The sequence below is a fragment of the Mesorhizobium sp. B2-4-15 genome, assembly GCF_006658505.1.
Classification (GTDB): domain Bacteria; phylum Pseudomonadota; class Alphaproteobacteria; order Rhizobiales; family Rhizobiaceae; genus Mesorhizobium.
In genome coordinates this window covers 59192-83187 of the sequence record NZ_VFUZ01000020.1, presented here as the reverse complement: position 1 = coordinate 83187, position 23996 = coordinate 59192, and the positions used below count along the sequence as shown (strand labels likewise).

Here is a 23996-nt window from a genome sequence, read left to right as displayed (position 1 = left end):
CCACTTGCCAATGTCTGCCAGCAGCAAAACTCTGCCCCTTCGCGTTGCCGTCCTCCTGCTGGCCGCAGGCCTGGTGTTCCTTTTCACCATGAATTGGAACGTCTGGATCGGCTCCGCCAGGACACAGAGCACCGACGACGCGTATCTTGAATCGGACATAACGCCGCTTGCGGCCAGGGTGAGCGGCTATGTGCGCTCCGTTGCGGTCAAGGATTTCCAGCGCGTGAAGGCGGGCGACCTTCTCGTCCAGATCGAAGACGATGACTACAGCGCGCTGGTGGATCAGTCCGAAGCGAATGTCGAGGCCGGCAAGGCGGCGATCGCCAACATCGAAAATCAGAAAATCCTGCAACAGGCCTTCATTCGTCAGGCGGAAGCCACCATCGCCGCAACAGAGTCGGATGTGTGGCGCTACGAGCGGGATTCGAAGCGCTATCAGTCTCTTCTCACCACGGACGCCGTCTCGCATCAAGCCGCGGAGCAGGCGCTGAACAGCTACAGCCGAGCTACCGCGACGCTTGATCTCAACCACGCGCAGCTCGATCAGCAGCGCCAGCAGTTGAAGGTGCTCGATACGCAGCAACAGCAGGCCGAAGCGACCCTGAAGGCCCAGCAGGCCGCTTTGGCGCTGGCGCGCTTCAATCTTGGTCATACCAGGATTCTCGCACCCGTCGACGGGATGGTGGGCCTGCGCCAGGTGCGGCCTGGGCAGTATGTGGGTATCGGCACCCAGGTGATCTCGATAGTGCCACTTCCCGACCTGTGGGTCGTGGCGAACTACAAGGAAACGCAATTGACGCGTGTCCGCGCCGGGCAGCTGGCAACGGTGACAATCGACAGCGTTCCCGGCGTCGTTCTAAAGGGTCGCGTCGAGAGCTGGTCACCCGCCACCGGATCGAGATTCAGCCTGCTGCCGCCCGACAACGCGACAGGCAATTTCACCAAGGTGGTGCAGCGCATTCCGGTGAAAATTATCCTCGATCACGACAGTTCGCAGCTCGAGCTCCTGCGTCCGGGGATGTCGGTGACCGCGACTGTCGACACGGGCGGCGCAAGCGAGGACGGCCGGGCGGCGGCGGACGGCCTGCCATGACGGACGTCAGCTTCGGCTTGTCACGATCGGTCTCGACCTCACCGTCTCTCGCACCCCACGGGAACGCATCGTCCACTCCCGCTGTTTGCACCCGGCCTTATATCGGTATCCTCGCTGTGCTGATCGGCTCGATCATTTCCACGCTTGCCGGGCGTATCACGACCTTCGGGCTTGCCGACATTCGCGGCGCCCTCCACGCCGGTGTTGACGAAGGCGCGTGGATCAGCACCGCGCTGACCGTCGGCCAGATGATGATGGGACCGGTCGCGGTGTGGCTCGGCGGCACTTTTGGTGTGCGGCGCGTCCTTCTGGGGGCCACCGCGGCCTTTACCCTCCTGTCAGTGTTCATTCCCTACTCCGCGAACCTACCCATCTTCCTCACGTTCTATTTTCTGGGCGGACTGTCTTCGGGAACATTCATTCCACTGACGCTCAGCTTCGTTCTGCGCAATCTGCCGGCGCACCTAGCGGTCTACGGCATTGCCGCCTATGCGATGAACACCGAGTTGTCACTGAACATCTCGGCCTCGATCGAGGGGTGGTTTATCGAGAATCTGTCATGGCGTTGGATTTTCTGGCAGAACGCCATAATCACGCCGCTGATGATGCTATGCGTCTGGTTTGGCATCCCACGGGAGCCGATCAATCGCGACTACCTGCGAGGGGCCGACTGGTTCGGCCTAGTCTATGCCAGTGTCGGATTCAGCTTGCTCTATGCCGCGCTCGATCAAGGCAACCGGCTCGATTGGCTGAACTCGGGACTGATTTGCGGGCTGCTCCTGGCCGGATTTCTGCTGGTCATCGCCTTCGTCATCCATGAGCTTCGCCATGATCAGCCGCTGATCAATCTGCGCTTCGTCGTATCCGGGAACATTCCGCTCCTGGCCGCGCTTTTGATCGCGTTCAGGTTTGTCCTGCTTTCAACGGCGCTGATCATTCCGCAATATCTGGCGACGGTGCAGGGCTTCAAATCGCTTCAGACGGGCGACGTGCTGTTATGGATCGCGGCCCCTCAGCTTGTGCTTGCCCCCTTGATCGGCAAACTGCTTAAGCATGTCGACGCCCGGCTTCCCCTCGCGGCGGGTTTCGTGCTGATCGGCGTGGCGTGTTTCATGGCCACTGGCCTCACGCAGGATTGGGCAAGCGACGACTTCCTTCCGTCCCAGATCGTGCAGGCAATTGGCCAGTCGCTTGGTTTCATATCCCTGATCTGGTTCTCCACCAGACACATTTATCGCGGCGACGCCTTTACTTTCGGCGCTTTCCTGCAAACGTTCCGGCTCTTCGGCGGGGAGCTCGGCGTTGCCTTCATTGGGACGTTCCTCAGGGTGCGCGAGCAGTTCCATTCGAACCTGATTGGCCTCCACGTAGCCGCTGGCTCCTATCTCACCGACCAACGACTCGACCAATACAGGGCCGCGGTCACCACCCGGTCGGTGGGGCCAGATGAAACCAATGCGCGGGCCGCGGCTCTTCTGGCACGCGTCGTGCAAACGCAATCCAACCTGCTGTCTTATATCGACGGCTTTGTCGTGATCGGATTTTCCACGGTCGGCTGCCTCGCTCTGATCGCTTTGCTCCGATCCCCGCCCGCGGAATAGCGCCCATAGGCTGAAAGCTGTTCGCCTAGCATCAATCAAGCGAGGCATAAACAACCGCAAGTGGGGAACAACAGAAGCCCTATCGTCGGCCGCACTCTCATCGGCTCGCTTTTCCTCCTTTCCGGCGAGAGGCTACCCGCAACTTTTATCGTTACCGCGATGGCGAAAGCGAGAGGGGCAAAAGGAAGTCCGGATGCAGCGATCATTTCGACTGTAGCTGCGGGTGCCCCGAGCTTCGCGACGCTCATCGCAGGCTATCGTGCGCGCATCGTCGCCGCACTGTTCACGATCGCGACCGCGTTTCATTCCAACCTGGCGGATCAACACGGGTTTCCTCACTTCTTCAAGAACATTGCCATTGCCGGTGGACTTCTTCAGGTCGTCGCCTTCGGCGCTGGCCGCCTTAGCCTCGACGCGCATCGGCGCTGACAGACAGTCTGCCGCGCGTCGGCTCGTGGCAATGCAAGCGTGGCATGCCTTGGTGAAACAGACGCGCCGCGCCGGCAAAACTCCCGACTTCGACGACGGTCAAAAGGATCCTCAGCTGGTCAAGGGTCGGCATACCAAGCCCTGAGCGCATATCGAATTCCTCGAACGTAACAACCGATATTATGCCGGTTTTCTGGGAAATGCAGCGGGCGTAGATCTTTCCCATCGAACATGGCCGGCACGTCGGCATCGGTGAGGAACAGCAATATGACCCAGTGGCGCGCCGATGGTGGAATCATGTTCGGGTTTCAGGCTTGGCTTGCGTTGCCGCAGGCGCCGATGGGGCGAAGGCCCGTGACAGCTCTGAACGCTAAATCGAGGAGATTCCAGTGACCGACAATCTCAACCGCAGTGCCAAGGACATCGTTCGCCGTAACACCGAAGAGGTGCAAGGCGGAGGGAATTGGGCTCTGTTCAATGAACTTTTTTCGGACGACTTCTTCGATCATACACCTCAGCCCGGCGGCACCCGCGACAAGGCCGGCGTCCTCGTCCTCTACAAGCGCTTGCGCGAGGCGTTCCCGGATTTCACGCCAGAAATCCATTGGCAGCGCATCGACGGTGACGTGGTCACCACCTTCAAGACATATCATGGCACGCATCGGGGAAACTTCCTCGGCGTCGCCGGCACCGGCAAGAAGGTCAGCTTCGAGACCGTCGATGCGATGCGCGTCGTCAATGGCAAGATTACCGAGCACTGGGGCGTCGCCAACCTCTACTCCGCCATGCAGCAGTTGGGCGCGATCGCTCCGCTCCCGCAAGCCTGACGGGGGAAGGCATGAAGTCTCTTATCGCATTGATCGCAGGGTCGTTGCTCGCTGCTCAGGCGAGCGCGGCGCCCCTGTCCAACGACCCGAAACACATCGCATCGCAATGGTACCAAGCGTTTGCACGCCATGATGCAAAACTGCTTGAGAGCTTACTGGCGTCGAGCTGGGTCGACATCCCGTCGCCACCGGGCACTCCACACGGTCCCGAAGCCGCAAAAGCGGCTATGGCGATGCTTGTGGGAGCATTCCCCGATTTCGACATCAAGATCGATGACGTTATTCAAGAAGGAAACAAAGTCGTCGTGCGATCGACCATCACTGGAACGCAGCGCCAGATTTTTGCCGGTCTGCCCGCAACCGGCCAATCGATGAATATCCAGGCTGTCGACATCCACGAAATCGAGAACGGCAAGATCGTTCGCACATGGCACACCGAGGACTGGATGACCGGTCTGCGGCAACTGGGCCACCTGCCTCGATAGGAAATCGAGATCACAAGGACAAACGCCATGTCTGCTGTCATCCGTATACGCCGCACTGGAGACCCGTCGGTTCTCGTTCTTGAGGAGGATGCGGTCGGTGCCCCCGGTCGAGGTCAGGTCAAGCTTCGCCAGGACGCGATCGGCGTGAATTTCATCGACACGATGTTCCGTTCGGGAGCCTTTCGAACGGAGTTACCCTTCGTACCCGGAGTCGAGGCCGCCGGCGTTGTCGCGCAGACGGGCCCAGAGACGGAGGGCTTCAAGGTCGGCGATCGAATTGCCTATTTCTTTGCACCCGGCGCCTATGCCAGCGAGCGGCTTATCGACGTCGCGCCTCTTGTGCATCTGCCGGACGACGTGCCTGCCGAAATCGCGGCGGGATTACTGACGAAAGGCATAACGGCGTGGCTGGCCGTCAAAAGGCTGCATGAAGTGCGGCCGGGCGACACGGTTCTCGTTCAGGGCGCAACGGGTGGCGTCGGCTCGTTGGTTGCGCGCTGGGCCAAAGCGTTGGGCGCGATCGTCATCGCCGTTGGCTCAAGTGCCAAACTTGGGCGCATTTCGGCCGACGCGGATCATGCCCTTGCGTCCGATCAGGCCAACCTTCCTGACCGGATTCGCGCCATCGCCCCCAAAGGCGTCGACGTCGTCTACGAATTCGTCGGCAGGGCAACGTTTGCGGCCTCGGCTGGCGCGGTTCGGAATGGTGGAGCAATTTTCACCATCGGCGCTTCTTCAGGCCCTCCGGATATCGATCAGCAGGCACTCGCCGCGCGCGACGTCAAGATCGGCCAGGCGAGCGCCGCCGCGATCGTGAAAGGCTCAATGCTGGCCCAGGCGGCCACCGAAGTCTTTGATCAGTGGAGGGACGGCATCTTCGGGGAAATCGAGCTTCATCGCTACCGGCTGGCGGAGGCGGCGCAGGCGCACGCAGACTATAGCACTCGCAGGATCGGTCCAAATCCGATCCTCTTACCTTGAGGGCGCCCCGGCCAGGAAGCAACATTGCCTGCATCAGCCGGCAGGTCGTCCAACGCCGCAAGAGCGGTGGAGCACTCATATTCAGATCGTCAATCAAACCCAACACGGAGAAGTCTCATGACCATCCTCGTCATCGGCGCTACCGGCAATGTCGGCAGCCAAGTCGTCGCGCAACTCGTCGGGCGCGGTGCCGACGTGCGAGCACTTGTCCGCGATCCCGCAAAGGCCAAAGTCCCAGCGGGCGTCACCGTCGTGCGGGGCGATCTACTCGACGTCGATTCGCTGCGAAGTGCAATATCCGGCGTCTCGACGCTGTTCCTGCTCAACGGCATGGTTGCCGACGAGTTCACACAGGCGCTGGTTGCGCTCAACGTGGCTCGTGAAGCCGGCATCGAGCGGATCGTCTACCTCTCGGTGATCCATAGTGACCTTTATGCGAACGTGCCCCACTTCGCGGGTAAATTCGGCGTCGAGCGGACGATCGAGCAGATGGGCCTCAACGCCACGATCCTGCGCCCGGCCTACTTCATCAACAACGACGTTGCCATCAAGGACGTGATCACCGGCCATGGCATTTACCCGATGCCGATCGGCAGCAAGGGCCTGGCGATGGTCGATATACGCGATGTCGGCGAGATCGCGGCGATCGAGCTGGTCCGCCGCGAACGGGCCTCCATGCCGCTTCCGCTCGATCGTATCAACGTCGTCGGTCCCGACACGCTGACCGGCGAAGACGTCGCTGCCATCTGGACCGAAGTGCTAGGCCGCACGATCGCCTTCCCCGGCAACGATACCGCCGGCTTCGAGCGGAACTTTCGCCAGTTCATGCCGAGTTGGATGGCGCTGGATATGCGCCTGATGGCCGAGCGCTTCATCACCGAAGGCATGGTGCCCGATGCGGGCGACGTCGAACGCCTCACCAAGCTCCTGGGACGCTCCCTGCGGTCTTACCGCGACTTCGCCTCCGAGATCGCGGCGTCGGCCTGACAGCGACGGCACCGTGCGATCCAAAAACGGGGAATACCAACTCGGCATCGCCTTGATCGATCTGGACGCGTCGGCCTTGGAGTTTCAGCTCCAACTCGACAAGACCGTTTCCATTTCAACGGTTTCAACCTGCTGTGCGAACCTCTGGTGATAGACTGTCATGAGCGCATCGTGCGTCGCGTCCGAAGAGCTGCACAGCGCGTCTGTTACCAGCACGACGCGATAGCCGATGTCGATCGCGCCAAGGACGGTGGCCAGGACGCAGACATCCGTCTCGCCGCCGGTTACGACGAGCGTATCGATCCGGCGCTTTGAAAGCAGCGCTTGAAGATTGCCCTCCGGCCATGGCGAATAGACGTGCTTGTCGACGACGACCGCTGGCGGGCAATGGATCGCCAGTTCGGGCAGAAGCTTGATCATTTCGGGGCCGACGTGGTCGATCGTCATTGACGCCCACCGTTCATAGTAGCGCTTCCATGAACCGACGCCATGCCCCGGTTTTTGTGCCGGCAGGAAACGGGTGAAAACCGTCTCGGCAGCTCGTCTTTCAACAAGCTCGACGATGCGAGGAAGGACGCGGGAAATCCACGGCGTTGCCCATTGCGAGGGTTCCGCGAACAGCCGCTGCATGTCGACACAGAGATGGACACATCGGTCGCCCAAGGGGCCGTATGCCAAGCCCGGCGCCGACATCAAGGCACACTGATTTCGAAAAAATCCGCGCCGCGCCCGCGCAATACGAAATTGGCGGCAGGTCGGTCTGCGCGCGATGGCAAAACCCTGTTCAAATCCGGCGCTCCAGCTTGGGTTGGTGCCGGACAACGCTATGCGTTCGAACTCGTTCCTCTCGTCGAAACCACATCCTGCGTCGGACGTTCCGCTGCAACGACCCTCGAAACGACAGGATCCAAATGACAGATGCGGAACGAAATGGAGGATGTCTATGCGGCAACATTCGTTACCGCGTCACATCCCAGCCGCGTGTCCATTACTGCCATTGCGATATGTGCCGCCGCGCGACCGGCAGCGCCTTCGCGGTGCTGGGCTGGGTGCCGTCGGCCAGCCTTTGGTGGCTCAAGGACAAACCATTCCACCGCCGGTCATCGCCGATCGCGCAAAGAGGTTTTTGCCGCGATTGCGGATCTCCCATCACATTGGCTTACGACGCATCGCCGAGTGAAATTGCCCTGCATATCGGAACGTTCGATGACCCCTCGGATCTCACACCCCATTACAATTACGGATCGGGCCAGCGGCTAGGCTGGATCTGCTGCGGGATCGATCTGCCGCACCACGACAGGGAAGAACGATGGTAGTCGCCGTCAAAAACCCGTTTACCCTGCCTCTGGACACGCCTCCAATGGAAGCCAAGGCTGCCGACACGCTTCCGCGCGACGACGGTGCTTGGCAGTACGAGCCGAAATGGGATGGCTTTCGCTGCCTTGCTTTCAAAAACGCGGAGACTGTCGATCTGCGCGCGAAATCGGGTAAGCCGCTTGGCCGGTATTTTCCGGAGCTGGTGGCGATGCTCGGCGAGATCGAAGCCCACGATTTCGTTGTCGATGGTGAAATCACGATCGAAATCGACGGACGTCCTTCCTTTGACGCGCTGCAAATGCGCTTGCATCCGGCTGAAAGCCGAATCCGCAAACTGAGCGTGGAAACTCCTGCCCGGTTCATCGTATTCGACATTCTGGTCGCGCCGGGCGGCAATATCTTGCTCGACCATCCGCTGACAGAGCGACGCGCTGTCCTCCAAGACTTCATAGCCGGGGCGGCGCGCGCCGCATTACGGCTGTCGCCCTGCACCACCGATGCACCGGTCGCCGCACGTTGGCTGCAAGAAACCAGCCACGGCTCGACCGACGGCGTCGTTGCAAAACCGCGCGCTGAGCCCTACCGGCCGGGCGAACGCGCGATGATCAAGGTGAAACGGCTGCGCACGGCCGACTGCGTGGTCGGCGGGTTCCGCTATCTGACCGGCAGCAGGGAGGTCGGCTCCCTCCTGCTCGGCCTTTACAACGACCAAGGCGAGCTCGACCATGTCGGCTTCACATCAACGATCGCCAGGGACGACCGGGCTGGACTCACCAGAAAGCTCGAAAAGCTGCGCGGCGGTGCTGGTTTTACCGGGAAAGCGCCGGGCGGCCCGAGCCGCTGGAGTACGGAGCGCAGCGGCGAGTGGGAGGCGGTGCGGCCGGAACTTGTGGTCGAGGTCCGGTTCGACCATGTCACCGGCAATCGGTTCCGGCATGGAACCAAGCTGTTGCGGTGGCGGCCGGACAAGGCCCCGCGGCAGTGCACGTTCGAACAGATCTATTGATGGAGGCAGAGATGAGCATGCTTTTTCGAGCGGCGAAAATCGCCGAGGAAGCGCACCAGGCGCAGACCGACAAGTCCGGGCGGCCATATATCGAACATTGCAGACGCGTTGCGGATGCAGTCGAAACGCTTGATCAGAAGATCGTCGCCTATCTGCACGATGTCCTGGAAAAGGGCGAAGGCTGGACACCGCACCACCTGGAAGAGGCAGGCTTTAGTCCTGCGATTGTTTCGGCCGTCGACGCATTGACGAAACGGGATGGCGAGGACGACGCCGCTTTCGTGCGCAGGGCCGCGTCGAACAGATTGGCATTACCGGTCAAACGGGCGGACCTCAACGATAACCTATGGCAGGTCCGCCAAACGGGTGCCTCGACCGCCAAATACGAGGAAGGTCTGCGCATTCTCTCCGAAGAATTCGCCACGCGACCTGGCGTTTGAAAGCAAACAGCCCGACCTTCTCGCGTTCTCGTCGAAGGCGAACAGCCATTGCGTTTCTTTGTGATTTGAGCCGGAACAACCCGCACGGTCGCAGGTTAACGAAGGACTTCACCCGCCAGGTGAAGGCCTCAACACGATCCATGGGAGACCAATCATGGCGACTGCCAAGAGAACGACGAAAGCGGAAACGAAGGGGCTTGAAGCCCTGTTCCTCGATGGCCTCAAGGACATCTACTACGCCGAAAAGAAAATACTGAAAGCGCTGCCGAAAATGGCCAAGGGCGCCGAGGCCGAGGAGGTGGCAGCGGCGTTCGAAAAGCACCGGACGGAAACCGAGGGCCAGGTCGATCGTCTCGAGCAGATATTCGACCTTCTCGACAAACCGGCGCGGGGCAAGGCATGTCCGGCCATTGACGGCATTCTCGAAGAGGGGGCGGAGATCCTCGAGGATTATGGCGGCGCTCCAGCGCTTGACGCCGGCCTCGTGGGCGCCGCGCAGGCCGTGGAGCACTATGAGATCGCCCGCTATGGCACGCTGATCGCCTGGGCCGAGCAGCTCGGCAAGAAGGATATCGTCCAGCTCCTCAACCAGACGTTGGAAGAGGAGGTGGCGACCGACGAAGCCTTGACCGAACTTGGCGAGGGCGGCGTCAATGAGCGTGCGTTGCAGCAAGCCGCGTGATGCCTGATTTTGCCCCGGCGCAAGGCGCCGGGGCGCGCACCGAAAGGCGCAGGATTGGAGGATGAAGATGGCCCCTCGCGACAAACGAGCCGAAAAGGACCAGACGGACGCTCCGTCAATCGCGCAACAGGACTGGGATGCCATTAAAGGCGCAAAGATTCTTCCCGACAGCGTTTCGGACGATGATGACGAGCCGTCCGACATCGAGAAGGACGGCGAGTTGCCGGAAGAAGACGACGACAACGCCTACCAGAACAGCGATGAAGCCTTGCCGGATGACGACGAGGAACGCGCGATCGGACGTGACCCGTCCAGGGAGGGCCGGCGGTTCGACGAGGAATGAAGGCAAGGCCGGCCAGTCTGGCCGCCATTTCCGCTGCGGACGGCATCCGCCGCGAGTGGGGCGAGTTCAGCCCGCCACTCCTGGATAATTTTCGGCCTTGAGCAGCTTGGCCAGATGGGCCGCGTTCGACGCGGCCATCTCGATCATCTCGACGACGGCCTTCGGCGTCCCCGGCAGGTCGACATAGTTGGTGTCGCCCATCGCTTCACCAACCCAATAGATGCCGCCATTGGCGGGTACCGTGAAACCAACATCGTTCAGCGCCTGGAAACAAGCAGCATGGCAAGCATGTGCGCCATCCTCGTTGCCGACGATCGCAACCAGCGCCACCTTGCCGGCTGCCGGCATCCGGCTTCTGTTGTCGGTCTCGGACAGAAACGCGTCCATGCGTTCGAGAACGCGCTTGGCGACGCTCGACGGCTGGCCGAGCCAAATCGGCAGGCCAAGAATGAAGATATCGGCATCGATGATCTTCCTGCGTAGTTTTGGCCAGTCGTCATCCTTGCCCATGTCCGACAGCACACCCGGCTTGATGTCATGATCGAGCGCGCGGACGATCTCGCCCTTCACGCCGTGCGGTACCATCGCCGCCAGCAAATCCGCCAGCAGCCGGTCGGTCGATGATTTCTCGGTGCCGTCGGAGTTTTTCAAAGTGCAGTTGAGAGCAAAGGCGGTAAGTGACATCGGGCAAATCCCTGGGTTTCCAGCCCAACGCACGGGATGGCGTGAAGTTGCCGCCGATATGGTTGGCCTCATACTCGCGGCTATTGCCCGACCAAAGTCAGCCCAAACAGAATTACCAGCCACAGCCCGACAGCCGCGACGACGAGCCTCGGAAGACCTTTGCTTGTCAAATGCATGAACGACAGCGCAATCACCGCTGTCTTGGCGGCTGCTATCGCGAGGTTGATAGCGGAATTGAACCCGCCGAGATCGACAAAGGACGAACCCACGGTCAGCCCCAGCAGGGTCAGAAGTCCGGCATAAGCGAAAGAAAGTTTTCGAATTTCGCCCATCGTTCCGTCACCCTCGGTTGATCAGATAGAGGATCGGAAACAGGAAGACCCAGACGATGTCGACGAAATGCCAGTAAAGACCGACGGCTTGTATCCGGCGAGCCCTGCCGGCTGGATTGGCATGAGACCACAACGCAAGCACCCCGGCGATAGCGAGAATGCCCGCAATCAGATGCAGGGCATGCAGGAAGGTCATCGCGAAATAGAGGCCGAAGAAGAATTCGGCGTGAACGGGGTCCGGTCCGGTATAGCTGAACGGCGCGCCGAGAACGGGCGCCAGCCCGTCGCTGAACTCCTTGCTGTATTCGACCGCCTTGACGGCCAGGAAACCAAGTCCGAGCAGAGAGGTCGCCGCCAGCGACCAGATTGCCGCGCGCCAGCGACCGTCCGCCGAATACATATGCGCCAGCGCCATGGTAAAGCTGCTGGTGATCAATATGGCTGTGTTCAACGTGCCGAGCCGAAGCGACAGATGTTTGGATGCTGCTGCGAAGGCAGCGCCATAATTCATATGCGCGATGAGAAAAACCAGGAAAATGGCGCCAAATAGCATCGCCTCGGAGCCGATGAAAACCCACATGGCCAAGATGTCGGCTGCCTTCTCGCGAGATGCCTTGTCGAAGGCGATGCTCTGCGTCTGGCCACTCACTGGCCCGCCTCCAGATGCGGGCTGAAGCGTTCATGCTCCAGCCCCTTCATGTCGTAGGCGTAAGCCGGCCGCGTCACCACCGGCATCGTCTCGAAATTGTGCGGCGGCGGCGGCGAACTCGTCTGCCACTCCAAGCCGGTTGCCTGCCATGGATTGTCCGGGGCCCGCGCGCCGCGAAACAGCGACCAGGTGAGATAGAACAGCGGCAAGAGATAGCCGATGGCCAGCACGACGGCGCCCCCCGACGACAGCACGTGCCAGAATTGGAACTCCGGCGGGTAGGTGTGGTAGCGCCGCGGCATGCCGAGGAAACCCAGGACATATTGCGGGAAGAAGGTGAGGTTGAAACCGAGAAACGTGACTGTCGCCGCGATGCGCCCCCAGGTCTCGGAATACATGCGGCCGGTGAGCTTCGGCCACCAGAAATGCAGGCCGGCCATATAGGCGGTCACCATGCCGCCGACCATGATATAGTGGAAATGGGCGACGACGAAGTAGGTGTCATGGACATGCTCGTCGATGGCCAGAGCCGCCAGGAACAGGCCGGCCAAGCCGCCGAAAGTGAACAGCGCCAGGAAAAACAGCGCATAGAGCATCGAAGTCTCGAAGCTGATCTCGCCCTTGCGCAATGTCAGGCTCCAGTTGAAAACCTTGATCGCGGATGGGATGGCGACGCAGAACGACAGGAACGAAAACACCACGCCGGCATAGGCCGATTGCCCGCTGACGAACATATGATGGCCCCAGACCAGGAAGCCGAAGACGGCAATCGCCATCGAGGACAGAGCGACCGCCTTGTAGCCGAACAGCGGCCGGCGGCTGAAGCAGGGCAACACTTCCGACACGACACCCATGCCGGGCAGGATCATGATGTAGACCGCCGGATGCGAGTAGAACCAGAACAGGTGCTGGAAGAGCAGCGGATCGCCACCAAGCCTGGGGTTGAAGATGCCGATGCCGAAGACGCGCTCCAGAACGATCAGGATCAGCGACGCGGCGAGCACCGGCGTCGCCAGCACCATTACCAGGGCCGTCGCATACATCGTCCAGACGAAGATCGGCAGCCGGAACCAGGTGAGGCCCGGCGCGCGCAGCGTGTGCACGGTGACGATGAAATTGATGCCGGTCATGATCGTCGAAAACCCGACGATGAAGACGCCAAGGGCGGCGGACGAGACGAACCCGTTGGCATAGAGCGTCGACAGCGGCGTGTAGAAGGTCCAGCCAGTGTCGACGCCGCCGGCAACGACGGAGAACAGGGCGAAGAAGCTGCCAAAAATGAACACATACCAGCTGGCAAGGTTGAGGCGCGGGAAGGCAAGATCGCGCGCGCCGATCATCAGCGGCAGCAGGAAATTGCCGAGCGTCGCCGGAATCGACGGCACCAGGAAGAACCAGACCATGATGATGCCGTGCAGCGAAAACAGCCTGTTGTAGACATCATCGGAGACGAGATCGCCGGCCGGCGTCGCAAGTTCGATGCGGATCAGGACGGCGAAGGCGCCGCCAAGGAAGAAGAAAGCGGTCAGCGAAACGAGGTAGAGCCAGGCCACCCGCTTATGGTCCGTCGTCAACAACCAGGCGCGCGGGCCACTGCCTTCGCCCAGATAGTTTGCGGCCGCTGCGGAAACGCTCATCGGACTGCCTCGTTTTTTGCCGGCTCCCGAGGTGAAAGCGACTTGAGATAGGCGAGCAGCATCTGCAGTTCCCCCTCGTCGACCAACCCGTCGAAACTCGGCATCACCGGTTCGTAGCCGGCGGCGATCTCCTTGTTGGGGACAAGGATGGAATCGCGCAGATAGCGTTCGTCGGCGATCACCGTCTGCTGGTTGGCCAACGCCACCGGCCGGCCGAAAATACCCGCAAGCGAAGGCGCCCTGACCTTGCTCGAATTACCGTGGCAGCCCGAACAGCCAAGCGCTTGGAACAGCTTTTCGCCGCTCGCTGCCAGCGTTTCCCCCTCGCCTTGGCTCTCCAGCCAGGAGGCATACTGCTCCGGCGCCATCGCGGTCACCCAGCCGCCCATTTCGGAGTGCTGCGTGCCGCAATACTGGGCGCAGAACAGATGGTAACGGCCTGGTTCCGTGGCGATGAACCAGACATGGGTGGTGCGCCCCGGCACGGCGTCCTGCTTGACCCTGAAGGCGGGAACGAAAAACGAGTGGATGACATCCTGCGATGCCAGCGACACCACCACGGCTCTGCCGACCGGCACGTGCAATTCGTTGATCTCGCGCTGGCCGCCGGGATGGCGAAACTCCCACATCCACTGCTTGCCGAGGCCGGCGATCTCTATGGCATTCGGCGGCGGATGGTCGCGGCGGACAAACAGCACGGCGCCCCAGCCGAAAAAGATGAAGGCGATGACCAGGCTGGCGATGGTCCAGGTCAATTCCAGGGGCAGGCTGCGCGCTCGCTCCCCGGTGCGGCCGGCAGGCGAACCGACGCGGTATTTGACGGCATAGCCGACCACGAGAAAGGTGAGCGAGAGACCAAGCGCGATGGCAAAGGCGAGCAACGTATAGAACAGCGCATCGACGCTGCCCGCGGCGGACGACGCTTGCTGCGGAAAAAACGGAATGCCGAAGCTCATGCGCGCCTCCCGCGCATCAGCCGCAGGATCGTCATTGCGAGTCCAAGAACCGTCGCGATGCCCGCCACCTTCAGGACAGCCCAGATCGCCGGCGTGTACTGGCCTCTCGACGTGTCGAAGCCGGCACAAAGCAAAAAGACATGGTCGGCAATCGAGCCAAGCTTGCCCGCGGACGCCTCGACCAGTGCCAGTTCGAGATCGCGCGGCGTGAAGGTCAGTGCCGGCAGCACCTGCGCTATACGGCCTGCCGGCGTCAGCGCAATGATGGCGATCGGATGAACGAACTGGTCGATGCCGGCGCGTCGGTCGAAGGCAATGCCGGCTTGCGCGGCAAGAGCCGCGCCGGCGCCGTCGGCACTGGTGAGGAACCGCCACGAAGACAGTCCATCGCCAGCTACAGGCGCGATCGCGGCCTGCATGTCGGCGGCATCGCCAATTGTTTCGGCGGCATGAATGGAGACGAACAGCGCAAGGTAGCTTGCCGGACTGAGCGATATTTTCTTCAGGTCCGAGGCAACCGCTTGTTGGGTGACGCCGCAAAGATTGGGGCATTTGTCGTAGCCGAAGATAAGCAGCGCGGGGCGCCCGCCGAGCGTTTCGCCGAGCGTTCGCTGTTTCCCGGCCACATCGCGAAGCGACCGGCCAAGGTCGAGTTGCGCGCCGATTTGCGGATCGAAGGTCGGGCGCTCGGCCGCGATGGCCGGCATGGCGATGAGCAGACCCAGTGCAACAAGCCAGCCTTTCATGGACCACCCCCGCCATTGCCCGATGCCGATCCACGGCAGCGATCCGCCTGCGGCGTGCGCGGCACGCCCTCTGCAAGCAATGGACAATTGCCGCCGCCGGTCGTTGCTGCATGCTGGCCCCAATCGGGCAGGCCATGGCTGGCGAGCGCCGACATCGCCTCGTCGATCGGTATGCGGGCAATGCCGACGGCGCGATCGACCCAGCCAAGTTCCTGCAATTCCCGATCCTCTTGCGCTCGGAAACCGGCGAGATCGCTTTCCGGCGCCGGCTGCAATGCCGGACTTGCCTGATTGGACAATGTCGAAGCGCCAGGCGACGGCCAAAATGGCGATGTGTCGAAGACGAGCCTGATGGCGATTGCAGCTACGGCCAAAAACAACAGCAGCCCGGCACCAAAACCGAGCAGCGCGCGCGGCCATACATCGCGTTTTTCGGGGTGGCGGGCGACCTTAGCCATGTGCAGGCCTCCGCCGCCAGAGAGCGATCACGTCGGGTCGCTCAGCCAAGAAGAACAGCAGCGCCAGCCAGAGTCCGCCGGCGCCCGCCATCGCTGCCAGATCGCACCAAAGCTCCTGCGCACCGCCATTGAAAAGCGCCGGCCGGATCCGCCAGAAAATATCGATGAAGTGACCGGCAAGCACGATGCCGGCGAGCCCGAGCAGACCTGCATGGCTGCGCTTTACATCCCGGCTGAGGAAAGCGGCCAGCGGCAGGGCGAACTGACCCGCGATCAGAAGCCAGAGCAGATACTGCCAGCCATGGCTGCTGCGGATGACATACCAGTGGATCTCCTCCGGCAGGTCGCCGCCCCAGATCACCAGCCACTGCATGAAGGCGAGATAGGCCCACATCAGCATGAAACCGAACGCCATGTTGGCGACGTCTTCGCTCAGTGCCACGTCCTCCTCGCCGCCAGGCAGGATCTCGATGGCGCGCTTTGCCGCGAGCATGATCATGGCAAGGGCGAAGGCGCCCACCACTTCCGAGGCTGCTTCCAGGAAGGCGTAGATGGTCGAGGTGAACTCCGGCTCGAGGGACAGCATCCAGTCGATGGCGAAGACCGTGACCGCCACACCGTGGACAATCAGCCCGACGGCGCAACCTTTGCCCGCATCCCGACGATCCCTGCTTTCGTCCTCCGCTGTCCAGCCGAGCACAAGCCACGCCAACGAAAGCCAGATCGCGGCACAGACCGCGAAACGCAGCAGGAAAAACGGGACGTTCAGATAGGCCAGTTTCTCGCGCACCGTCTCGGGCAGCGCTGCCCCATCGGTGCTTGCCCAGGGAAAGACGAGGTCGAGCCGGAGCAGCACCGGCAGGAGAAAAAGCAGGCCCAGCGGCAGTGTCGCCACCAACGCGCGCAGCGGCTGGCGGACCGCCTCGCCCCACCGCCCGCCGGTCAGCCCATGCACCGTCAATATGGTCAGCGCGCCAAGTGGCAAGCCGAGCAGGAAAAGCGCCGTGGTGAGCCAGGCAGCCAGCATCGCCCGGACATCGGCAATCCCTTCTGCCCCGCAGGACAGCAATCCTGCTGCCGCGGCGGCCAGCGCCAACCCTGTACAACGATCGACGGCAAACCGCATCATCGCGCCGCCTCCGCCTCGAGCCGGGCGCGCAGGCGTTCGGGAAGCCCGGCAACGGGCGCGTCCCGCGAATACTGCAAGGCCCTGACATAGGCGACGATCGCCCAGCGATCGGCAGGCGCCACACGCGCGGCATAGGAATACATCGCACCATAGCCGTCCGTGATGACATCGTAGATGTGTCTGTCGGTTGCCTTGCGCAGGGCGTCCTGGTGATAGGAAGGTGGCGCCGGAAAACCGCGCTGGACGATCATACCGTGGCCGTCGCCGGTGCGGCCATGGCAAGGCGAACAGAAGATGTCAAAACGCTGCCGGCCGCGTTGCAGCAGCGCCATCGTGATCGGATAGGGGAAAGTATCGGGCACCGACGAGAGGTCGGCGTCGCGCGCGACCGTTCCCTTGGCCGGCATTCGCGCCGACATGCCGTCGGCGAATTGGTCACTTTTCGCGAGCGGATTGTAGCGCGGCTGGTCTTCCATGTCCTGGCGGCAGCCGGCGATGAGCATGGCAGCCAGAAGCAGGGCGAACCGCGCCTTCACGCTTCCACCTCCTCGACGCTTTGCGCGCCCAGCCGCGTCAGTTGGCCTTTGGTCACCCCTTTGCGGAATTTCGGATCGGCGGCCTCGATGAAGAGGTAGAACTTGCCGCCGCGCGCATAGCTGAAGCTGCCGGCGTTGAACACTGGATGGTAATATCGCGGCAGCCGGTTGGCGCTGAGCATGCCGACAAAACCGGCTAGGGCCGCTCCCAGTATCGCAGCCTCGAAGGCGATAACGGCGAAGGCCGGCCAGGAATGCAGCGGCCGGCCGCCGACATTGACGGGATAGTCGATCTCGACCGAGTAGAGGATCAGTGCGTAGACCAAAACCGCGCCCAGAATGCCGCCGCCAAGAACGACCCAGGGCAGGCGCGATTTTGGCATGCCGAGTATTTCGGCCAGCCCGCGCACCGAGAAGGGCGAGAAGGCATCCATGCGCCGGTAGCCGCGCGCGCGCATCGTGCATGCCGCTTCGGTCAGCGCTTCGGGATCGGCGAACACCGCGATGATGCCGTGCAGGCTCATGTCGCCTGTGCCTTTTCCTCGGCCAGTTCCTCGACCTCGAAGATGGTGATGGCAGGGAGAATGCGAATGAACAGGAAGACGAGCGCGAAGAAAGTGCCGACCGAACCGAACAGGATGCCGAAATCGAGCCAGGTCAACGACTGCTCGCCCCATGACGATGGCAGGTAATCACGGCTCGGCCCGGTGACGACGATGATGTAGCGCTCGAGCCACATGCCGATGTTGATGACCAGCGCGATCGCGAACAGCAGCGGCATGTTGAGGCGCACGCGCCGGAACCAGAGCAATTGCAGCGCGCCGCAATTGCAGGCCAGCATCACCCAAAACAGCGGCGCGTAGGGGCCGAAGGCGCGCTGCCACATCATCGCGCGCTCGTAGGGCTCGCCCGAATACCAAGCGAAGAAGGCTTCCGACGCGTAGCCGTAGATGACGATCATGCCCGCGGCGATCATCAGCTTGCCGGCATTGTCCATGTGCTTGAGCGTGATCAGGTCCTCGACCGAAAAAGCCCAGCGCAGCGGAATGGCGATGGTGAGCACCATGGCGAAACCGGAGAGCAAGGCACCGGCGACGAAATAGGGAGGGAAGATCGTGGAGTGATAGCCGGGCGTGATTGCGAAGGTGAAATCGAGCGCGACGATCGAGTGCACCGAAACGACCAAGGGCGTGGCCAATGCCGCCATCAGGAAATAGACCGTCTGATAGCGCGCCCAGTGGAAGGCCGAGCCGCGCCAGCCAAGCGCCAATATGCCGTAGAAGAGCTGCCCGGCGCGCGACTTCGCCCTGTCGCGCAGCACGGCAAGGTCGGGCAGCAGCCCCATGTACCAGAAGAGCAGAGAGACGGTGGCGTAGGTAGAGATCGCCGCGAAATCCCACACAAGCGGACTTCGCCACTGCGGCCAATGCATATGCGTGTTTGGCAACGGCAGCAGCCAGTAGAAGAACCAAGGCCGTCCCAGATGCAGGATCGGGAAGAGACCGGCCATGGCGACCGCAAACAGCGTCATTGCCTCGGCGAAGCGGTTGATCGAGGCACGCCATGGCTGGCGCAGCAACAGCAGCACGGCCGAAATCAATGTGCCGGCATGACCGATGCCGATCCACCAGACGAAATTCGAGATCATCGTGCCCCAGGCGACAGGGATGTCGATGCCATAGGCACCGACGCCGACCGAGATCAGGTAGGTGATGGAGTAAAGGAAGACGAGCACCAGGAGAAAGCAGAAAAAGAACGCTGTCCAGAAATGGCGCGGCAGCCGGCCATCCAGCACGATCGCGCCGATGCGCCCGCTGATTTCGGGAAAATCATGACGGCCGCGCAGCACGGCCGTGCTCCTGGCGGCCGCCTCAGCCATCGGTCTTCTCGCCCAGCTGAGCAAGCTTAGGGTTGCTGTTCCTGATCTTGCCGAGATAGGTGGTGCGCGGCCTGGTGTTGAGCTCTTCGAGCAGCGCATAATTATGCGGCGCGCTTTTCTCCTGGACGACCTTGGCGGCCCTCTTGTTCTGGTCGCCGAAGGTTATGGCTCGTGTCGGGCAGGCCTGCTGGCAGGCCGTCACGACCTCGCCGTCTACAATGTCGCGGTTTTCGATCTGTGCCTGGATGCGCCTGGCGCTGATCCGCTGGACGCAATAGGTGCATTTTTCCATCACGCCGCGCGAGCGCACGGTGACGTTCGGATTGTGCACGGCCTGCTCGGGGCCGGCCTCGTCCTTGTCGAAAGATTGGTGGTCGAGGAAATTGAAGCGCCGAACCTTGTACGGGCAGTTCTGCGAACAGTAGCGGGTGCCGATGCACCTGTTGTAGACTTGTGCGTTCAAGCCGTCATGGGTGTGCACGGTCGCGTTGACCGGACAGACCACCTCGCATGGCGCCTTCTCGCAATGCATGCAAGGCACAGGCTGGAAGAACAGATCAGGCGTATCGATCGGTCCGGAATAGTAGCGATCGATACGCAGCCAGTGCATCTCGTGGCCGCGCGCGCATTCGTCCGGGCCGACAGTCGCGATGTTATTCTCGGACTGGCAGGCGGACACGCAGGCCATGCAGCCGATGCAGGCCGACAGGTCGATCGCCATGGCCCAGGCCTCTTCGTCATAGTTCCAGTCGGGGTAGAGCGACTCCGTCGGCATGCGCGGAACGCCCTCACGGACAAAGCCTGGGTTCTCACGGAAACCATCGAGCGAAGTGTGCCGGATGATGGCACGGCCTTCCATCGCCTGGTGGTGCTGTGTGGTGATGACCTCCGCCTTGCCCTCGCGAGCGACGATCGTGGCGCCAGCGGCTACCCAATTCGCGCCGCTGGTCCGCAACCGAAATGCATCGTAGCCATGAGCAAGCGTCGCGACCGAGCCGATCTTGCGCCCAAAGCCAAGGGAAAGCGTCACCGTGTCGTCCGGGTGCCCCGGCGTGATCCAGATCGGGGCATCTATGTTGGAGGTGCCTTGCGCGATGTTTATGATCCCGCCGTTCTCGAGCTTCAGCCGCTCGGCGCTCGCGGGCGACATCAAGGCTGCGTTTCCCCAGACGAGTTTGGTCAGCGGCCGAGGCAGCTCCTGCAGCCAGGAGGCGTTGGCGTAGCGCCCGTCGCGCAGCCATGGATCGGCAACGAAACGGATATCGAAGCCGTTCGCGGTCACCGGGTGGTGCTGCAACCCGCCCAGATCCGGCGCCATTGTGATCGGCACTGGCTTGGACGCGCTGTCCGGCACAACGCCGTCGCGCAGGGCCTTGCGCCAGGCTGTGTCGTCGAGGGCTTTCCAGGTCTGGCGGACCAGCGCCAGCGCATCGGCATCGAAGCGGCCACTGAGAGCAGCGAGAATCTCATGAATGGTCTTGCCGCCGAAAAGCGGTTCGATAAGCGGCTGCACGATCGAGGCGGTGCCGTCATAGGCACGACTATCGCTCCAGCTTTCGAGCTCATGCGCGGCCGGCGCGTGCCAGTGGGCATGAAGGGCCGTTTCGTCCCTGTAAAGGCCGAAGTGGAGGAGCAGCTTCAATTCGGAGAACAAATTATGGACGTCGAGATCGGACGGCGCGGTGTGCAACGGGTTTGCGCCGAGCACCACGACCGTATCGACCGAGTGGTCGGCGATCGCGCTGCAGAGTGCCGCCAGATCGCCGTCGGAGCGAACCTCATCCGGCGACTCGATGAATTCCACCGTGCTGCCGACGGATCCAAGCTTTGCATTGGCGGCAAGAGCGCAGGCATGCACGAAGGCGCTTTGATGCGAGCCGGGCACGACCAGCGCCTTGGCGCCCGCCGCCCGCAAATCCTGCGTCAGCGCCGCCATCCATGCAGGATCGACAATAGAAGGCGTCGAATTTGCTTGATCGCCCAGCACAGCATCCAGTGCAGCCGCAACAGCCTCGATTTCGCTCGGCCGCATTGCGAGACGATGATCGGCGGCCGCTCCCGTGATGGTCGGCGTCGATTCCACCGCATAGAGCCGGTTCATGCTGTCGTTTGGGGCGCGCACCCGCCGCCGCGCGGCGAAATCGCGCGCATAGGCAAGCCGGCCAGGCCCCTCCCCCAGGAAATCCGCGTCGAGGCTGAAGATCGTCTCCGCGCGGTCGAAACGGTAGACGGGCATCAACGCTTTACCGAACAGTGCCATCGATGCCTGAGCGCCAGCAGTCGTTGCAAGTGGATCGTGACGGAAGATCTTCAACCGCGGATATTGTGCCCGCAGGGCTTCGACCTGGACCTTCGCTGTCGGCGACGTCGTCGCTTCCATCAGCACGGCCGCGCCCAGGCCGCCCGACCCAGCCAGCCTGGAAGCGAGCGCCGCCATATCCCCGAGGAAATCGCCGTAGGCCGCCGGCTCGCCATCTTTCAGCGGCGTGCGGGAGCGGTCGGGATCAAACAGGGTGAGCACAGCCGCCTGCATGATGGCATCGGTGGCACCGCGCGAGGCTGGGTGGTCGGGATTTCCCTCGACCTTGGTCGGGCGTCCCTCATGGCTTTCCACGACGGCGCCGATGCCGAAGCCGTCGCTTGAAAGCGTCGTTGCATAATAGCGTGGCTTGCCGGGAACGACATTTTCAGGCTGACGCACATAGGGAACGATGCTCCGCGCCTTGCTGCAGGCGGTAAGCCCGGCAAGCGACAGCGAAGCGCCCATCACTTTCAGCATCGTGCGCCGGTCGAGGCGGCTTGGGAGGCGGTCGGCCAATGCCGGGAATTCGGCTTCGACGAAGCGCAGGAATTCAGCTGTGCGGGCAATCTCGTCGAGGCTCCGCCACATGTCATGGCCGCTCGAAAGTTGCTCGCGCAAGGCGGCGATCCCGGCGGTCGGAATTGGCCTGATATCAGCGATGGCAGACATAGCAATCCGTCATCGTTTCGGGGTGGATGTCGAGCAAACTGATCAGTGAGCGTCTGATCCGCGCGATGTCGTCAGGCGGCTTCCAATGCATCAGGAACACGTCCTGCGGTGGCCGCAGATTGGGCTGGGGATCGCGATGGCAATCGAGGCACCAGCCCATGTTCAGCGAATGCGCCCGCGCGGTCAGCGGCATGTCGTCGACCTCGCCATGGCATGTCTCGCAGGCGACGCCCTTGGCGATGTGAATCGAATGATTGAAGTAGACGAAGTCGGGAACGCTGTTGACGCGCTGCCATTCGAGCGGATGCCCTGATGCCAGGCTCGCCCGCACCGGTGCCAGCATGTCTGCGTTGGTGAACAGCTGCGAATGGCACGTCATGCAGACTTCGGTGGCCGGCAGCCCGGCCGATGACGAGGTCTCGACGCCGTTGTGACAGTACCGGCAGTCGAGCCCGAGTTGGCCGACATGGTGCTTGTGGCTGAACGGGACGGGTTGAGCCACCGCCTGGCCCACGCCGGTCACGAAGCCTGAACGCGGCAGGGCGATGCCGATCACGATGGCTAGAAGCAACGCCGCGCATGTGGCCCAAACCACGAAGCGGGCGACACCATTGGCGCTCTTGGAAAAGACCTGCGGCATCCCCTCGCCGAATTTGCTGAAACGCGCGTGTGAGCTAACGGCGCGTCATAGGGATGGTTCCGGCGCCACGCCGGCAGTCACAAATTTTTGACCCCATCAGTCTGCAACAAATCGACTGGTCGCAATGCAGCGGCGTGCCCGGGAGACGGATGTGCTCGCCCTTTCGCAAGCGACGAAACGCCGGCGACGCGGTTCGAGGCCGGATATGTCAAAGTTTAATGCACATGTTGGTTTCAGATGGTAGGTAGGACCAAGCGGGGGGCTCTCTTGGGAGGAGATCAGTCCGATGGAAGTTAGAGAGCTGCTTGAGCGATTGTCGGCCGCTGTGTTGCGCCGGCGTGCCGCTGCTTCACCAAAACCTGTCAGGCCGATTCGAAACTCGCTCTCCGATGTCCCGGTAAAGCCACGCCAGGTGCCATCCTACCGCCCACGGCCACCATCCCGGCCGGCGAGCAACATGTAGCCGGATAGGGAAGCGGCGAAAGGCCCGCAAATGACCTGGCCAAGGATAGATTGCGCTCGGGGTATGAAAAGCCGGCGCTGATCTCGAATTGTGGCGCCGTCGATTAGAAGAGGTCACCAACCAGTAGGTGCCCTGGCCGTTGATCCGGCAAGGCCTCATTTCACCTTCCAGTGAATGGGCAAATTGCAGGGGAACTTTCTCACAATCGTCCGGTTGTTTTCCGAGCGCCAGCTGGCGGGAAGGAACTCCAAAATGGACAGGGAAAACCCGAGATCGACGGCCAGAATTGCCGGCCATCCAATTCATCCAATGTTGGTCACGATTCCGATAGCCTGCTTCGTCGGAACGTTTCTCACCGACATGACCTACTGGCGGACGGCAGAGATGATGTGGGCCGACTTCTCGGCCTGGCTGGTCACCATAGGTGTTATTATCGGTATCCTGGCGGCCATTGCAGGTCTCGTCGATTTCATCGGCGAGCGCGAGATCCGGGCACAACCGGTCGCCTGGCTGCACATGGCCGGCAACCTTGTTGCGCTCATCCTGGCCTTCTTCAACATGCTCGTTCACACGCGCGACGCATGGACCTCGGTCGTGCCGACAGGGCTGATCCTGTCGACGCTGGTCGTATTTATCCTGATTGTTACAGGCTGGCTCGGTTGGGCCCTGGTCTATCGCCATCATGTGGGAGTGGCCGATGAGACACTGTGATCGAGCCTTCAAAT

Annotated in this window: 28 protein-coding genes; 13 read left to right on the top strand and 15 right to left on the bottom strand. The window is 61.9% G+C overall.

Going from position 1 to position 23996, the window contains the following annotated elements; translation table 11 throughout:
- Positions 1-10: 10 nt before the first annotated feature.
- The 3 genes from FJ930_RS22110 to FJ930_RS22100 all read left to right on the top strand — a co-directional run bounded on the left by FJ930_RS22110 (position 11) and on the right by FJ930_RS22100 (position 3123).
- On the top strand, positions 11-1093 hold the full coding sequence (locus FJ930_RS22110; protein WP_141840091.1) for an HlyD family secretion protein: 1083 nt from the start codon (positions 11-13) through the stop codon (positions 1091-1093).
- Positions 1090-2694 carry an MFS transporter gene (locus FJ930_RS22105; RefSeq protein ID WP_141840090.1) on the top strand — a complete coding sequence of 535 codons (1605 nt, stop codon included), beginning with the start codon at positions 1090-1092 and terminating at the stop codon, positions 2692-2694. The genes FJ930_RS22110 and FJ930_RS22105 overlap by 4 nt, the downstream gene beginning before the upstream one ends.
- A 159-nt stretch (positions 2695-2853) precedes the next feature.
- Positions 2854-3123, top strand: coding sequence for a DoxX family protein (locus tag FJ930_RS22100; RefSeq protein ID WP_141840089.1), 270 nt, complete (start codon positions 2854-2856; stop codon positions 3121-3123).
- Here the strand turns inward: FJ930_RS22100 and FJ930_RS30550 are convergent.
- Positions 3098-3349, bottom strand: coding sequence for a LysR family transcriptional regulator (locus FJ930_RS30550; protein ID WP_246676988.1), 252 nt, complete (start codon positions 3347-3349; stop codon positions 3098-3100). The two genes, FJ930_RS22100 and FJ930_RS30550, sit on opposite strands and share 26 nt — an antisense overlap.
- Positions 3350-3512: 163 nt before the next feature.
- On the opposite strand from FJ930_RS30550, the gene FJ930_RS22090 reads away from it, so the two are divergent.
- The 4 genes from FJ930_RS22090 (at position 3513) to FJ930_RS22075 (ending at position 6403) form a co-directional block, all read left to right on the top strand.
- Positions 3513-3950, top strand: a complete 438-nt coding sequence (locus FJ930_RS22090; RefSeq protein ID WP_140744827.1) for an ester cyclase — start codon at positions 3513-3515, stop codon at positions 3948-3950.
- A gap of 11 nt (positions 3951-3961) precedes the next feature.
- Complete coding sequence (locus FJ930_RS22085) at positions 3962-4435, top strand: ester cyclase (RefSeq protein ID WP_140744826.1); 474 nt, start codon at positions 3962-3964, stop codon at positions 4433-4435.
- Positions 4436-4462: 27 nt separating this feature from the next.
- Complete coding sequence (locus FJ930_RS22080; protein WP_141840088.1) at positions 4463-5416, top strand: zinc-binding dehydrogenase; 954 nt, start codon at positions 4463-4465, stop codon at positions 5414-5416.
- Positions 5417-5533: 117 nt separating this feature from the next.
- The gene (locus FJ930_RS22075; RefSeq protein WP_141840087.1) at positions 5534-6403 is read left to right on the top strand and encodes an NmrA/HSCARG family protein; all 870 of its coding nucleotides are present in this window, start codon (positions 5534-5536) and stop codon (positions 6401-6403) included.
- Positions 6404-6487: 84 nt separating this feature from the next.
- Here the strand turns inward: FJ930_RS22075 and FJ930_RS22070 are convergent, their stop codons facing one another.
- Positions 6488-7096: an isochorismatase family cysteine hydrolase gene (locus FJ930_RS22070; protein ID WP_141840086.1), complete on the bottom strand. Its 609-nt coding sequence runs from the start codon at positions 7094-7096 to the stop codon at positions 6488-6490.
- Positions 7097-7314: 218 nt separating this feature from the next.
- Here FJ930_RS22070 and FJ930_RS30160 point away from each other — a divergent pair, with 218 nt between their 5' ends.
- The 5 genes from FJ930_RS30160 (at position 7315) to FJ930_RS22045 (ending at position 10191) form a co-directional block, all read left to right on the top strand.
- The gene (locus tag FJ930_RS30160; RefSeq protein WP_181763446.1) at positions 7315-7719 is read left to right on the top strand and encodes a GFA family protein; all 405 of its coding nucleotides are present in this window, start codon (positions 7315-7317) and stop codon (positions 7717-7719) included.
- Positions 7713-8726, top strand: coding sequence for an ATP-dependent DNA ligase (locus FJ930_RS22060; RefSeq protein WP_141840084.1), 1014 nt, complete (start codon positions 7713-7715; stop codon positions 8724-8726). The genes FJ930_RS30160 and FJ930_RS22060 overlap by 7 nt, the downstream gene beginning before the upstream one ends.
- Before the next feature lie 11 nt (positions 8727-8737).
- Positions 8738-9166, top strand: coding sequence for an HD domain-containing protein (locus tag FJ930_RS22055; RefSeq protein WP_141840120.1), 429 nt, complete (start codon positions 8738-8740; stop codon positions 9164-9166).
- A gap of 154 nt (positions 9167-9320) precedes the next feature.
- Positions 9321-9848, top strand: a complete 528-nt coding sequence (locus FJ930_RS22050; RefSeq protein WP_141840083.1) for a ferritin-like domain-containing protein — start codon at positions 9321-9323, stop codon at positions 9846-9848.
- Between the two features lie 67 nt (positions 9849-9915).
- Complete coding sequence (locus FJ930_RS22045; RefSeq protein ID WP_246676987.1) at positions 9916-10191, top strand: hypothetical protein; 276 nt, start codon at positions 9916-9918, stop codon at positions 10189-10191.
- Between the two features lie 66 nt (positions 10192-10257).
- Here the strand turns inward: FJ930_RS22045 and FJ930_RS22040 are convergent, their stop codons facing one another.
- From FJ930_RS22040 to FJ930_RS21980, 13 genes are all read right to left on the bottom strand, one after another.
- Complete coding sequence (locus tag FJ930_RS22040; protein WP_141840082.1) at positions 10258-10875, bottom strand: NAD(P)H-dependent oxidoreductase; 618 nt, start codon at positions 10873-10875, stop codon at positions 10258-10260.
- 80 nt (positions 10876-10955) lie between these two features.
- Positions 10956-11207 (bottom strand): cytochrome C oxidase subunit IV family protein, encoded by a 252-nt coding sequence (locus FJ930_RS22035; protein ID WP_141840081.1) that lies wholly within the window; start codon positions 11205-11207, stop codon positions 10956-10958.
- A 7-nt stretch (positions 11208-11214) separates the two neighbouring features.
- The gene (locus tag FJ930_RS22030; protein ID WP_141840080.1) at positions 11215-11856 is read right to left on the bottom strand and encodes a cytochrome c oxidase subunit 3; all 642 of its coding nucleotides are present in this window, start codon (positions 11854-11856) and stop codon (positions 11215-11217) included.
- Positions 11853-13493 carry a cytochrome c oxidase subunit I gene (ctaD, locus tag FJ930_RS22025; RefSeq protein ID WP_141840079.1) on the bottom strand — a complete coding sequence of 547 codons (1641 nt, stop codon included), beginning with the start codon at positions 13491-13493 and terminating at the stop codon, positions 11853-11855. Before ctaD ends, FJ930_RS22030 begins: the two co-directional genes overlap by 4 nt.
- A complete protein-coding gene (gene coxB / locus FJ930_RS22020) occupies positions 13490-14449 on the bottom strand; it encodes a cytochrome c oxidase subunit II (RefSeq protein ID WP_141840078.1) in 960 nt (319 codons plus the stop codon). The genes ctaD and coxB overlap by 4 nt, the downstream gene beginning before the upstream one ends.
- A complete protein-coding gene (locus tag FJ930_RS22015) occupies positions 14446-15195 on the bottom strand; it encodes a hypothetical protein (RefSeq protein ID WP_141840077.1) in 750 nt (249 codons plus the stop codon). The genes coxB and FJ930_RS22015 overlap by 4 nt, the downstream gene beginning before the upstream one ends.
- A complete protein-coding gene (locus FJ930_RS22010; protein WP_141840076.1) occupies positions 15192-15653 on the bottom strand; it encodes a hypothetical protein in 462 nt (153 codons plus the stop codon). The genes FJ930_RS22015 and FJ930_RS22010 overlap by 4 nt, the downstream gene beginning before the upstream one ends.
- Positions 15646-16782 carry a hypothetical protein gene (locus FJ930_RS22005; protein WP_141840075.1) on the bottom strand — a complete coding sequence of 379 codons (1137 nt, stop codon included), beginning with the start codon at positions 16780-16782 and terminating at the stop codon, positions 15646-15648. Before FJ930_RS22005 ends, FJ930_RS22010 begins: the two co-directional genes overlap by 8 nt.
- A complete protein-coding gene (locus tag FJ930_RS22000) occupies positions 16779-17318 on the bottom strand; it encodes a cytochrome c (RefSeq protein ID WP_246676986.1) in 540 nt (179 codons plus the stop codon). Before FJ930_RS22000 ends, FJ930_RS22005 begins: the two co-directional genes overlap by 4 nt.
- Positions 17315-17842, bottom strand: coding sequence for a DUF3341 domain-containing protein (locus FJ930_RS21995; RefSeq protein WP_141840074.1), 528 nt, complete (start codon positions 17840-17842; stop codon positions 17315-17317). The genes FJ930_RS22000 and FJ930_RS21995 overlap by 4 nt, the downstream gene beginning before the upstream one ends.
- Positions 17839-19197: an NrfD/PsrC family molybdoenzyme membrane anchor subunit gene (gene nrfD, locus FJ930_RS21990; protein WP_141840073.1), complete on the bottom strand. Its 1359-nt coding sequence runs from the start codon at positions 19195-19197 to the stop codon at positions 17839-17841. The genes FJ930_RS21995 and nrfD overlap by 4 nt, the downstream gene beginning before the upstream one ends.
- Positions 19190-22168, bottom strand: a complete 2979-nt coding sequence (locus tag FJ930_RS21985; RefSeq protein WP_141840072.1) for a TAT-variant-translocated molybdopterin oxidoreductase — start codon at positions 22166-22168, stop codon at positions 19190-19192. The genes nrfD and FJ930_RS21985 overlap by 8 nt, the downstream gene beginning before the upstream one ends.
- On the bottom strand, positions 22152-22808 hold the full coding sequence (locus FJ930_RS21980) for a cytochrome c3 family protein (protein WP_141840071.1): 657 nt from the start codon (positions 22806-22808) through the stop codon (positions 22152-22154). Before FJ930_RS21980 ends, FJ930_RS21985 begins: the two co-directional genes overlap by 17 nt.
- Positions 22809-23523: 715 nt before the next feature.
- Between FJ930_RS21980 and FJ930_RS21975 the strand changes: the two genes are divergently transcribed.
- Positions 23524-23982, top strand: coding sequence for a DUF2231 domain-containing protein (locus FJ930_RS21975; protein ID WP_141840118.1), 459 nt, complete (start codon positions 23524-23526; stop codon positions 23980-23982).
- Positions 23983-23996: the final 14 nt, after the last annotated feature.

Bases quoted from the DNA above. Each gene is read 5' to 3' on its own strand.
- FJ930_RS21980 (WP_141840071.1), bottom strand. From the start codon at position 22,808: ATGCCGCAGGTCTTTTCCAAGAGCGCCAATGGTGTCGCCCGCTTCGTG.
- nrfD (WP_141840073.1), bottom strand. From the start codon at position 19,197: ATGGCTGAGGCGGCCGCCAGGAGCACGGCCGTGCTGCGCGGCCGTCAT.
- FJ930_RS22070 (WP_141840086.1), bottom strand. From the start codon at position 7,096: ATGTCGGCGCCGGGCTTGGCATACGGCCCCTTGGGCGACCGATGTGTC.
- FJ930_RS30160 (WP_181763446.1), top strand. From the start codon at position 7,315: ATGACAGATGCGGAACGAAATGGAGGATGTCTATGCGGCAACATTCGT.
- FJ930_RS21985 (WP_141840072.1), bottom strand. From the start codon at position 22,168: ATGTCTGCCATCGCTGATATCAGGCCAATTCCGACCGCCGGGATCGCC.
- FJ930_RS22045 (WP_246676987.1), top strand. From the start codon at position 9,916: ATGGCCCCTCGCGACAAACGAGCCGAAAAGGACCAGACGGACGCTCCG.
- FJ930_RS22100 (WP_141840089.1), top strand. From the start codon at position 2,854: ATGGCGAAAGCGAGAGGGGCAAAAGGAAGTCCGGATGCAGCGATCATT.
- FJ930_RS22105 (WP_141840090.1), top strand. From the start codon at position 1,090: ATGACGGACGTCAGCTTCGGCTTGTCACGATCGGTCTCGACCTCACCG.
- FJ930_RS21975 (WP_141840118.1), top strand. From the start codon at position 23,524: ATGGACAGGGAAAACCCGAGATCGACGGCCAGAATTGCCGGCCATCCA.
- coxB (WP_141840078.1), bottom strand. From the start codon at position 14,449: ATGAGCTTCGGCATTCCGTTTTTTCCGCAGCAAGCGTCGTCCGCCGCG.
- FJ930_RS22035 (WP_141840081.1), bottom strand. From the start codon at position 11,207: ATGGGCGAAATTCGAAAACTTTCTTTCGCTTATGCCGGACTTCTGACC.
- FJ930_RS22060 (WP_141840084.1), top strand. From the start codon at position 7,713: ATGGTAGTCGCCGTCAAAAACCCGTTTACCCTGCCTCTGGACACGCCT.
- FJ930_RS22055 (WP_141840120.1), top strand. From the start codon at position 8,738: ATGAGCATGCTTTTTCGAGCGGCGAAAATCGCCGAGGAAGCGCACCAG.
- FJ930_RS22040 (WP_141840082.1), bottom strand. From the start codon at position 10,875: ATGTCACTTACCGCCTTTGCTCTCAACTGCACTTTGAAAAACTCCGAC.
- FJ930_RS22080 (WP_141840088.1), top strand. From the start codon at position 4,463: ATGTCTGCTGTCATCCGTATACGCCGCACTGGAGACCCGTCGGTTCTC.
- FJ930_RS22015 (WP_141840077.1), bottom strand. From the start codon at position 15,195: ATGAAAGGCTGGCTTGTTGCACTGGGTCTGCTCATCGCCATGCCGGCC.
- FJ930_RS22050 (WP_141840083.1), top strand. From the start codon at position 9,321: ATGGCGACTGCCAAGAGAACGACGAAAGCGGAAACGAAGGGGCTTGAA.
- FJ930_RS30550 (WP_246676988.1), bottom strand. From the start codon at position 3,349: ATGGGAAAGATCTACGCCCGCTGCATTTCCCAGAAAACCGGCATAATA.
- FJ930_RS22110 (WP_141840091.1), top strand. From the start codon at position 11: ATGTCTGCCAGCAGCAAAACTCTGCCCCTTCGCGTTGCCGTCCTCCTG.
- FJ930_RS22075 (WP_141840087.1), top strand. From the start codon at position 5,534: ATGACCATCCTCGTCATCGGCGCTACCGGCAATGTCGGCAGCCAAGTC.
- FJ930_RS21995 (WP_141840074.1), bottom strand. From the start codon at position 17,842: ATGAGCCTGCACGGCATCATCGCGGTGTTCGCCGATCCCGAAGCGCTG.
- FJ930_RS22005 (WP_141840075.1), bottom strand. From the start codon at position 16,782: ATGATGCGGTTTGCCGTCGATCGTTGTACAGGGTTGGCGCTGGCCGCC.
- FJ930_RS22085 (WP_140744826.1), top strand. From the start codon at position 3,962: ATGAAGTCTCTTATCGCATTGATCGCAGGGTCGTTGCTCGCTGCTCAG.
- FJ930_RS22010 (WP_141840076.1), bottom strand. From the start codon at position 15,653: ATGGCTAAGGTCGCCCGCCACCCCGAAAAACGCGATGTATGGCCGCGC.
- ctaD (WP_141840079.1), bottom strand. From the start codon at position 13,493: ATGAGCGTTTCCGCAGCGGCCGCAAACTATCTGGGCGAAGGCAGTGGC.